The sequence below is a fragment of the Candidatus Cloacimonadota bacterium genome, assembly GCA_011372345.1.
Taxonomy (GTDB): Bacteria; Cloacimonadota; Cloacimonadia; order Cloacimonadales; family TCS61; genus DRTC01.
This window is the reverse complement of record DRTC01000179.1, coordinates 1-10330: the sequence shown is the minus strand read 5'-3', so window position 1 is coordinate 10330 and position 10330 is coordinate 1. Positions and strand designations below refer to the sequence as shown.

Genomic DNA, 10330 nt, shown 5'->3' with positions numbered 1-10330 from the left:
TGGCAAAAACAAAAGTATTTGATGAAAATCTAAATGAATATGAGAAGTGGTTCATTATCAATGAATTTGTCTATAAATCGGAATTGCAGGCAGTGCAAAAAGCCATTCCTGAAAATAAAAAAGGTATTGAAATAGGAATCGGGAGCGGACTTTTTGCAAAACCTCTCGGCATTGTGGAAGGAATAGAACCTTCATCCAAAATGCGAAAAAAAGCAAGAGAGAGAAATCTCAAAGTTATCAATGCTGTTGCGGAAGATTTACCTTATCCGGATGCAAGCCGGGATTTCGCTTTGATGGTAACTACGATCTGTTTCGTGGATGATATTTACAGAACTTTCCAGGAAGCTCATCGAATTCTCAAACAAAATGGTCATCTGATAATCGGATTCGTAGATAAAAAAAGTCCTATAGGTAAATTTTATTTAGAACATAAAAATGAGAGTCTGTTTTATCAGGATGCGAATTTTTTTGGCACCAAAGAAGTTTATGAATTGCTCGAGAAAACAGGATTCACAATAAAAAAAACTTATCAGACAGTTTTTGGAAAATTGAACGAAATCAATCAAGTTCAGGAAACATTAACAGGCTATGGAAAAGGCAGTTTTGTTGTTATTAAATCAAAGAAAGTGAGTGCTTAAGAACTTCTGATTGTCCGGCAGTTGCCGGACATCCGAATGTTCTGTATATTAATGGATTTACATTCAGAGATGCGATGCACAATTGGAACTAAAATCAAAGCAGATGAAAAAGTTAAAAATAAAAAAGTAAGCATAATAAAAAATTGTTTTCTGTTTGAAGAAAGAAAGAGGTAACAATTGAAATATTTTGATGTGATCATCATTGGTGGTGGACCTTCCGGATTAATCACCGGAGTAACGGGTAAGAAACAAAATCCTGATAAAAGTTTCTTAATTATTAAAAAAGAAGAAAAAGGGCTGGTTCCTTGTGGAATTCCTTACATTTTTCACGACCTGAAAGATATTTCCCAGAATGCCACGAATTCCGATCCTTTTATTAAGGCTGGAGGTGAAATTTTAATCGATAGCGTTATCAATATCGATCTTGAAAATAATACTCTGGAAACCGCTGAAGGCAAAGAATTTTCCTACGAAAAATTAGTTTTTGCTACCGGTTCTTATCCCAATATTCCTACTTTTATTAAAGGTTACGATCTGGAAGGAGTGGAATACATAAAAAAAAGTTACGATTACATTGATGCTTTAAAATCTAAAACCGATAAAGCTGAAAATATTGTAATCATCGGCGGTGGATTCATTGGAGTGGAAATAGCCGAACAACTTGCCAAATATGAAGATAAGAATGTTTCTCTCATAGAAATGGAAAAATTCTGTCTATTTCGTGCTTTCTCCGAAGAAGTGGCAGCAAAGGCAAACGAGGTTATTGGAAAAGCAAAAATTCACCTATATACAGACAATAAAATTGAAGAGATTATTGGTGAAAAAGGAAAAGTAGAAGCGGTAAAACTGACAAATGGTTTAGTACTGAAAGCAGATCTTGTTATTGTAGCAATTGGTTATAAACCGAATACGGAATTAGCCCGAAAAGTTGGTTTGGAAATTAATCATAATGGAGCAATAAGATGTGATAATTATCTGCGTACTCGCAAGCAGAATATTTTTGCGGTTGGAGATTGTTCACAAACAATCGGTTTTGTAACCGGCAGAACCGATAGTATAATGCTTGCTTCCACTGCTACGGCAGAAGCAAGAATTTTAGGATATAACCTCTTTGCGATCAAACTTCTCCGAAATTTTGTGGGAACTCTTTCCGTATTCTCAACCGAAATTGGTGGAACTGTATTTGCTTCAGCAGGAGCGATCGAACAAAGCGCAAAATATGCAAATATAGATTATGTTACAGGTAAATTCGAAGATGTAGATAGACATCCGGGAACTATAAAAGATGCAAAAAAAATAATGACCAAATTGATAGTTTCACCTCGTAATGGCATAATTATCGGTGCAGAAATGTATGGTGGAAAATCAGTTGGGGAACTGATCAATGTTGTTGGTTTAGCCATTCAGAAAGAAGTAACTGTATATGAACTGATATCTTATCAAATCGGAACGCATCCGCTTTTAACCACGGCTCCCACGAAATATGCTCTGATAAAGGCGGCAGAAATGGCTATTGAGAAGATAAGACAACAAATAATATAAAAAAAGGAAATAATAAAATGACCAAAATAGACAAAGAAAAATGCATTGGATGTGGTGTTTGCGTTAATATCTGTCCAACCGGTTTTATAATAGATAATGCGATTGCTGAAATCATCGATGAAAATGCCGATTGTATAGAGGAAGCTGCTGCTGCTTGTCCGGTGGGAGCAATTATCACAGATAATGAAAAAAATGCCGAATCAAAAGCAAAGGAAGAAATCATTCCCGAATCGAGAGAAAGTACCGGAGGATCTTATCGCAGTTACGGTCGAGGTAACGGACAAGGATCTGGTTCAGGCAGAGGCGGCGGACGAGGAAGAAATCAAGGTTTGGGTCGGGGACAAGGCGGATATTGTGTCTGTCCGAGTTGCGGCTATAAAGAACCGCATCAAAGAGGTGTTCCGTGTTACGAAACTCGCTGTCCGAAATGTAATTCGGTTTTGAAGAGATACTAATTGTGTAAAACATACATTCTTGTTTGTTATTGTTCTCTGATTCAAAATCGGAATTGGGAAATAGTGCTCGAACGAAAAGTATTGTTTTCAAGACCTTACGGATGGTTGAGCTTGCGAAACCTCCGTAATGGTCGGTATTTTAGTTCAACCATTGCGAAGATCTGCGACCATTCGCAAGGTTTCGGAGTTTTCGTTCAGACACTAAATAAGAAATCAATAACCTGTAATTTTAAAGTTTATGGGAAAAGTGTAACTCAACTTGCCAAGTTGAGAAATCGAGTTGTTAAAGATCAACAAAATAGACTTTTCAAATAATCTCTTCAGGGATGGTAAATATAAAAATTATGAACAAAAAAAAATATTATCCTGAATCGAAAGTTGAAATCCACGATTTTGCTGCCAGATATTACGACCGCATTTTGGATATTGCCACACTGGGAACTTATCCGTTTTTTATTCGAAATGCAATCTTGAAAATGGATATCAAGCCAGCGGACAGAATCCTTGATTTCGGTGCAGGAAGCGGGAGAAACGCACTTTTGATGCGGCAGTTTCTTTCCAAAGAAGGAGAAATTGTCGGGCTGGATGTTTCTGATGATATGATTGCTCAATTTGAGAAAAAAACAAAGCGTTTTGAAAATGCGGAAGTTCTAAAAAAACGCATCGACGAACCGCTCGATTTCAACAAGGAATTCGATAAAGTCTTCATCTCTTTCGTGTTGCACGGTCTTCCGCAGCCGGTTCGTAATATTGTTATTCATAACGCTTTCCGGGCTTTGAAACCGGGTGGATCATTTTTTATTCTGGACTATAATGAATTCGATTTGAAAAAAATGCCTTTCTTCCTCAAAATTCCGTTCCAGATCATCGAATGTCCGTATGCTTTTGATTTTATCGAGAAAGATTGGAAACAAATTTTGACGGAAAAGGGATTCAAAGAATTTGCGGAACATCTTTTTTTCCATAAATATGTCAGATTGCTCGGAGCGAAGAAATGAAAATTGCGATTCCCACAAACGACGGAAAGAATATTTTCTTACAAATGTTGGGAAGAGCAAAAGAATTTCATATTTATGAGATTATAAACAATAAAATCAGATTTCTCGAAAAAAGAAATAATCCTTTTGAAAAAACTTTGCAACCTTTAAAAACTCTTGATGTGTATAAGATAATAAGCGATTGTGATATTATAATTTCTCATAAGATTGGAAAAAAAGGAATTGAAAGGATAGAAAAAAGAGGAATGAAACTCATTTTTGAGAAGGGAGAAATTTCTGATTCTCTAAAAAATTTAATTGGAGGAAAAATGTTAGATTTAAAAAATCAATTTATCTTTGCACCCATCAAACTCGGTTATAGCAAAGATGGAAAAATCAATGATCGTCATCTTGCTTTTTATCAGGAGAGAATCAAATTTTTAGGGGCTGTCATTCCCGAACCTTTATACATCGATAAAGGCTTGAGAGAAATTCCAACTCAATTAGGAATCGATAATGATGACAAACTCGAAGGTCTGCAGAAACTAACAGAATTGATCCACGAAAATGGAACAAAAGTAATTGCTCATTTGAATCATCCGGGAAGAATGGCAAATCCCAAAATCCCTGGGAATTATTTTGTTTCTTCCACCAATTGTGCTTGTAAAAACAGTGGTGCAAATCCGAAAAAATTAGAAAAAGAAAATTTCAAAGATGTTATAAAATTATTTGTTGATGCGGCTGTGAGAGCGGAAGAATCAAATTTTGATTTTATCGAATTACAATTCGGTCACGGCTATCTTTTGGCTCAATTCATTTCACTGGCTGTGAATGACAGAACAGATGAATACGGTGGAAGTTTTGAAAACAGGATCAGATTTCCGCTCGAAATTTTAAGAGCAGTAAAACAAACTGTAAAAATTCCCGTGATTGCTCGTTTAAGCGGAGATGAAATGACTGAAAACGGAATCAAACTTCCCGAGATGATCAAATTCTCCAAGATTCTGCAAGAAAATGGAATTGCTGCTTTGCATGTTTCTGCTGGAACTGTTTGTTCGACTCCACCCTGGTATTTCCAGCATATGTTCGTTCCTAAAGGAAAAACTTGGGATATGGCAAAAAAAATTAAAGAAAATGTCGATGTTCCAGTCATCGCAGTTGGTCAAATCAATGAATTTAAAGATATTGAAAAGATAAATCGTGAACAAATGGCGGATTATCTTGCAGTGGGAAGAGCGCTGGTTACTGATCCTGATTTTGTGGGAAAATATTTGGGAAAAGTAAAAGGAAGTATTGCTCCTTGTCTGGCTTGTGCCGAAGGTTGTCTGGGAGGAGTGAAATCGGGTAAAGGTTTACAATGTCTGGTTAATCCCGCTGTTGGTAAAGAAAGTGAGTTAATTACCAAAGCCGAGAAATCTAAAAAAATCGCGGTTGTCGGAGCTGGACTTGCCGGAATGGAAGCCGCAATTGTTCTGAAAAAACGAGGACACGAAGTTGACCTTTATGAAAAGGATAATTTAGGAGGTCAATTTATCTATGCTCCACTTACTCCTCATAAAAAATCAATGGAAAAATTGATTCCATTTTTTAAGAGCGAGTTGAAATCTATGGGAGTGAATGTTATTTTCAAAGAAATTACGAATTTTGAAGATATTGCGAAATATGATACCGTAATATTGGCAACCGGTTCTAAACCTGCTGTTCCGAAAATTGAAGGATTAGATAAATTTTTCTGGGCAGATATCCTTTTGAAAGAATATTTACCCGAAAATAAGAATGTTCTGATTGTTGGAGGAGGTTTGATTGGCGTCGATATTGCTACCGCTTTAATTCCTAAAAACAATAAAGTTACGATTGTAAAACGAACGACTGATTTTGGTGAAGATATGGAAATGATCTCCAAAAAACTTTCGCTCGCTATTATGAAAAAAAATCAAACCGTTTTCAGTGATCATACTCATATCAAAAAAATAGAAGGAAAAACAGTTTATGCTGAAAGGAACGGAGAATCTATAAAATTCGAGGATATAGATTTGATCGTAGTTTCCACAGGTATGAGAAGTTACAATCCTCTTGAAGAAAAGTTAAAAGGTAAAGTGCCGCTCTATCTGATCGGCGATGCGAAAGAAGTCGGTGATGCCCAAGATGCGATCAAGGCCGGATATCAATTAGCAATGAAATTGTAGAATCGTAACTCAACTTGCCAAGTTGAAAAGAGAAAATCGAAATCTTGAGAAAAGAAATTCTAAATGATTGAAAAGGCTGCTGAACTCATTAAAAATGCAAAACACATCACTGCCTTCACCGGAGCAGGAATTTCCGTAGAAAGCGGAATTCCTCCCTTTCGTGGGAAAAATGGTTTATGGAGCAAATTCGATCCGATATTTTTAGACATCAGTTATTTTCAGCAAAATCCGTTAAAATCCTGGAAATTGATCAAGGAAATTTTCTATGATTTCTTTGGAAAAGCAGAACCGAATGCGGCTCATTTTGCTCTGGCTGAAATGGAAAAAAAGGAATATATAAAAGCGATTATAACTCAAAACATTGATAATCTTCATCAACAGGCAGGGAGCAATGAAGTTTATGAATTTCACGGTAATTCCAGAGATTTGATCTGTATTAATTGCGGGAAAATTCATTCAGCAGAGAAAACTGATTTTTCCAATTTACCTCCAAAATGCGATTATTGTAGAAATGTCCTCAAACCTGATTTCGTCTTTTTCGGAGAACCGATTCCCGAACCGGCAAGAACAAATTCCTTTCTGGAAACTGAAAAAGCAGATGTTTTCCTGCTGATCGGAACAACCGGTGAAATTATGCCTGCATCACTGATTCCCATTCAAGCGAAAAGGAATAATGTAAAAATCATCGAAGTAAACATCCAATCATCTAATTATACAAACACGATTACCGATGTTTTTTTAAGAGGAAAAGCAACTGAAGTAATGAGTAAGTTATTGAAATATCTGGAGGAAAAGTAAGATGAAAATTACAATCGTTTATGATAATACTTCCATCAGAAATGATTTAATTGCAGATTGGGGATTTTCCTGTTTTATAGAATTCAATGACAGAAAAATTTTATTCGATACAGGCGGGAATGGAAGAATCTTATTGGAAAATTTGATCAATCTAAATATCGATCCGGAAAAAATTGATGATGTTGTGATTTCTCATCCTGATTTTGATCATATCGGCGGACTCTCACATATTCTAGATTTGAATCAGAAAGCAGTGATTCATAATCCCATCTCCTTTCGCGGAATCAGATATCCTAATAAAGTGAAATATTACCGCAAACCCACAGAAATTTATGATAACATTTTTACAACCGGAGAATTAGGAAAACGGGAACAATCTTTGTCAATTAATACAGAAAAAGGATTAGTTCTGATCGTTGGTTGCGGACATCCTGGAGTGAGAAGAATAATCGAAACGCTACTTGAATTTACTGAAATCATCGATTCTTTTTCTGGTCTTGGAAATATTTATGCGATCATAGGGGGATTGCACGGATTTAATGAGTTTGAAGTTTTGCGAAATATCGAGAAAGTCTGTCCTACTCATTGCACCCGACATATAGATAAAATTGAAAGACTCTTTCCGGAAAAGTTCATTAAGGGTGGAGTTGGAACGATCATTGAATTCTGAAAAAGTATGGATATTAAAGAATTGTTAAACTGCCAACTTTGTGAATTAAGCAAAACAAGGACAAATGTAATCTTTGGAGAAGGTGACAAAGATGCTGATATTATGTTGATTGCTCAAGCACCGGGAGAATTGGAGGATAAAGAAAATAAAATGTTCATCGGTCCTTCCGGCAAGATGCTCGATAAATTGTTACAGAATGCACAAATCTCACGAGAAGAAATATATATAACTAATCTGATAAAATGTAATCTTCCCCAAAATCGAAGACCAAAACAAAGAGAAATTACTGCCTGCTCCGGATATTTGGAAAAGGAAATTTTGGAAGTAAATCCAGAAATATTGGTTCCTCTCGGCTATTATGCAACTAAATATCTGTTTGCAAAATATGAATTGAATCCCTTCACAAAAAAAGAATTTTCCTTGAAAATCGGAAAATCGTTTCCTGTAAAAAACCGCATTATTTTCCCTTTATCTCATCCTGCATCTTTACTTTATCATCAGGAATTTTTTGAAAGTACTGTGAAAAATTATAAAAAATTGAAGAAACTCATCCCCTAACCCCTTCTCTTGAGAAAAGAAGGGGAAATAAAAAATGAATTTTTTATTTCTTTTTTTTGTTCCCTCTCTTTTCAAGAGAGGATTAGGGTGAGTTAAAAGGAGGAAATCCCAAATGCATATTTCAAATCGAGTAAAACAAATCAAAAAATCTGCCATTCACGAGATGACCAGATTATCCAAGCAATACGATGATGTTGCTTTTTTATCGTGGGCAAAACCAACTTCCGGAACACCGGAACATATCAATGAAGCAGCAATTTCCGCCATCAAGAAAGGTTTGACCGGCGGATATTCCCAAAATGACGGTTTACCGGAATTAAGAGAAGAAATCGTGAAAAAACTGAAACGCGATAATAATATCGAAACGAATATTTCGGAATTGCTGCTAACTGTCGGAGCGATCGAAGGTCTTGCTGCGGCTGTGATGGCAACCATCGATCCCGGTGACGAAGTGATCTTGCCTACTCCCACTTATTCGACTCATATTCGTCAGGTTCGGATCGCATCCGGAAAACCGGTGTTAGTTCCACTTCTCGAAGAAGAAAATTTCGCTTTGGATATCGATGCTATTAAAAATGCTGTAACTTCCAGAACTAAAGCGATTTTATACTGTAGTCCCAGCAATCCGACCGGAACAGTTTTCCTAGAAGAAAAACTCCGTCAAATTGCAGAAATTGCTCTGGAAAATAACTTGATGGTCATCACTGATGAGGCTTACGAATATTTTGTTTTTGATGCTAAAAAGCACTTTAGCATTGCTTCCATTCCTGAAATGAAGAAAAATGTTATCAGTTGTTTCACTTTCACAAAATCTTATGCAATGACAGGTTGGAGAATAGGTTATTTACACGCTGACGAGGAAATAATTCCCCAAATCAAAAAAGCACATATTCCATTCGCGATTTGTGCTCCCGTTGTTTCTCAATATGCAGCGATCGGTGCTTTAAAAGGTTCTCAAGATTGCATATCTGAATTCAGGGAACATTATCTGAAAACAAGAAATTTGATGTGTGAACGGCTCGATGCTCTCAACGAAATATTCGAATATGTAAAACCGGAAGGGTCATATTTAATGTTTCCAAAAATTCTGGGTGAGCAGGGAAAGGATTCGATTGAATTCAGTAAAAAATTATTGCAGAAAGCAAAAGTTTCCACAACTCCGGGTATTGCCTTTGGTCCTACCGGAGAAAGTCATATCCGGCTTTCCTTTTGCGTTCCGGAAAGTATGATCAACAAAGCATTTGACAGAATGGAGGATTATTTCGGAAAGAGATAATATGAAGCAGAAAGAATGCAGATGGTATTATTGTTGCCCTATGAAATATTTTCTGGAAAAAGGAAAATTGGATAAAAAATGGGTGGAAAAATATTGCTTTGGTAGTTGGGAAAAATGTATTCGTTATCAAAAAGAAGAAAATGGAATTTATCATCCGGATAAGATGCTGCCGGATGGAACGATAGATGAGAATTTACGGTAAAAAGAAAGTAATAAAGGATAAAAATGAAATATTTATTTGGTCCCGTTCCCTCTCGCAGATTGGGAATTTCTCTCGGAGTTGATCTTGTCCCGCATAAAGTCTGCAGTTTGAACTGCGTTTATTGTGAAGTCGGAAGAACTACAAATCTAACTATTGAAAGAAATGGATATATTCCTGTTGATGAAGTGATAGATGAACTTAAAAATTATCTAAACCAGAAACCTGAACTTGATTTCATCACTTTTTCAGGTCAGGGAGAACCGACTTTGAACAGTGGTTTGGGACAAGTCATAACTTTCATCAAGGATAATTATCCGCAATACAAAGTTGCTGTGATCACTAACGGAACTCTTTTCTGGGATAAAGAAGTTCGCGATGAAGTGTCTCGAGCTGATGTTCTTCTTCCTTCTTTAGATGCTGTGTCCGAATTATCCTTCCTGAAAATAAATCGTCCTAATAAGAACCTGAACATAAATCAAATTATTGAAGGTCTGATAAAATTAAGGAAGGAATTCAAAGGTAAAATCTATCTGGAAATTTTCTTGGTTCCAAATATGAACGATACCAGAGAAGAATTGATTTTATTAAAAGATGAAATTCAAAAAATTAAACCGGATTTAGTTCAATTGAACACTCTTGATAGACCCGGAACGGAAAGTTGGGTGCAGTCTGTTTCCAGAAAAAAATTGGAAGAAATATGCGATTTTTTTAAACCTATTCCAGTTGAAATTATTTCCAAACCGGAAAACAGGAAAAAAATTCAAAGTTTTAACCAGAATATTGCCGACCAGATATTGGAAACAATCAAGAGACGACCTTGCACAGACACGGAACTTTCTGAAATCTTAAATATTCATCTGAATGAATTGAATAAATACTTGAGCGAATTAATTGATTATAATGTGATTACATCCGAGAGGAAAGAAAGAGGTATTTTTTTCAAAATCAATAATGAAAATACAAATTTGTGAATTTTAAAACCTTCAAGGTTTGCTAAACCTTGAAGGTTTTGTAAAAGATAGATATTA

Annotated in this window: 11 protein-coding genes and 1 pseudogene; all 12 read left to right on the top strand. The window is 35.9% G+C overall.

Annotation, left to right across the window (positions count from 1 at the left end; genetic code table 11):
• Positions 1 to 638 (top strand): class I SAM-dependent methyltransferase (locus tag ENL20_03515; GenBank protein HHE37625.1); only part of this gene is annotated, 638 nt, incomplete at its 5' end.
• Between the two features lie 177 nt (positions 639 to 815).
• Positions 816 to 2180 (top strand): pyridine nucleotide-disulfide oxidoreductase, encoded by a 1365-nt coding sequence (locus ENL20_03510; protein ID HHE37624.1) that lies wholly within the window; start codon positions 816 to 818, stop codon positions 2178 to 2180.
• 17 nt (positions 2181 to 2197) lie between these two features.
• Positions 2198 to 2353 (top strand): annotated as a pseudogene (locus tag ENL20_03505) (ferredoxin).
• Between the two features lie 48 nt (positions 2354 to 2401).
• Positions 2402 to 2635 (top strand): hypothetical protein, encoded by a 234-nt coding sequence (locus tag ENL20_03500; GenBank protein HHE37623.1) that lies wholly within the window; start codon positions 2402 to 2404, stop codon positions 2633 to 2635.
• Positions 2636 to 2979: 344 nt separating this feature from the next.
• Complete coding sequence (locus tag ENL20_03495) at positions 2980 to 3633, top strand: class I SAM-dependent methyltransferase (protein ID HHE37622.1); 654 nt, start codon at positions 2980 to 2982, stop codon at positions 3631 to 3633.
• The gene (locus tag ENL20_03490; GenBank protein ID HHE37621.1) at positions 3630 to 5798 is read left to right on the top strand and encodes an oxidoreductase; all 2169 of its coding nucleotides are present in this window, start codon (positions 3630 to 3632) and stop codon (positions 5796 to 5798) included. Before ENL20_03495 ends, ENL20_03490 begins: the two co-directional genes overlap by 4 nt.
• Before the next feature lie 63 nt (positions 5799 to 5861).
• On the top strand, positions 5862 to 6596 hold the full coding sequence (locus tag ENL20_03485; protein ID HHE37620.1) for an NAD-dependent deacylase: 735 nt from the start codon (positions 5862 to 5864) through the stop codon (positions 6594 to 6596).
• 1 nt (position 6597) lies between these two features.
• Complete coding sequence (locus ENL20_03480; GenBank protein HHE37619.1) at positions 6598 to 7266, top strand: MBL fold metallo-hydrolase; 669 nt, start codon at positions 6598 to 6600, stop codon at positions 7264 to 7266.
• Positions 7267 to 7272: 6 nt separating this feature from the next.
• On the top strand, positions 7273 to 7824 hold the full coding sequence (locus tag ENL20_03475; GenBank protein ID HHE37618.1) for a uracil-DNA glycosylase: 552 nt from the start codon (positions 7273 to 7275) through the stop codon (positions 7822 to 7824).
• 112 nt (positions 7825 to 7936) lie between these two features.
• The gene (locus ENL20_03470) at positions 7937 to 9100 is read left to right on the top strand and encodes a pyridoxal phosphate-dependent aminotransferase (protein HHE37617.1); all 1164 of its coding nucleotides are present in this window, start codon (positions 7937 to 7939) and stop codon (positions 9098 to 9100) included.
• Between the two features lies 1 nt (position 9101).
• Complete coding sequence (locus tag ENL20_03465; GenBank protein HHE37616.1) at positions 9102 to 9302, top strand: uracil-DNA glycosylase; 201 nt, start codon at positions 9102 to 9104, stop codon at positions 9300 to 9302.
• Between the two features lie 17 nt (positions 9303 to 9319).
• A complete protein-coding gene (locus ENL20_03460) occupies positions 9320 to 10273 on the top strand; it encodes a radical SAM protein (protein HHE37615.1) in 954 nt (317 codons plus the stop codon).
• Positions 10274 to 10330: the final 57 nt, after the last annotated feature.

Excerpts from the sequence above, each read along its gene's own strand:
- ENL20_03495 (HHE37622.1), top strand. The coding sequence starts at position 2,980 with ATGAACAAAAAAAAATATTATCCTGAATCGAAAGTTGAAATCCACGAT.
- ENL20_03490 (HHE37621.1), top strand. The coding sequence starts at position 3,630 with ATGAAAATTGCGATTCCCACAAACGACGGAAAGAATATTTTCTTACAA.
- ENL20_03485 (HHE37620.1), top strand. The coding sequence starts at position 5,862 with ATGATTGAAAAGGCTGCTGAACTCATTAAAAATGCAAAACACATCACT.
- ENL20_03480 (HHE37619.1), top strand. The coding sequence starts at position 6,598 with ATGAAAATTACAATCGTTTATGATAATACTTCCATCAGAAATGATTTA.
- ENL20_03475 (HHE37618.1), top strand. The coding sequence starts at position 7,273 with ATGGATATTAAAGAATTGTTAAACTGCCAACTTTGTGAATTAAGCAAA.
- ENL20_03470 (HHE37617.1), top strand. The coding sequence starts at position 7,937 with ATGCATATTTCAAATCGAGTAAAACAAATCAAAAAATCTGCCATTCAC.
- ENL20_03465 (HHE37616.1), top strand. The coding sequence starts at position 9,102 with ATGAAGCAGAAAGAATGCAGATGGTATTATTGTTGCCCTATGAAATAT.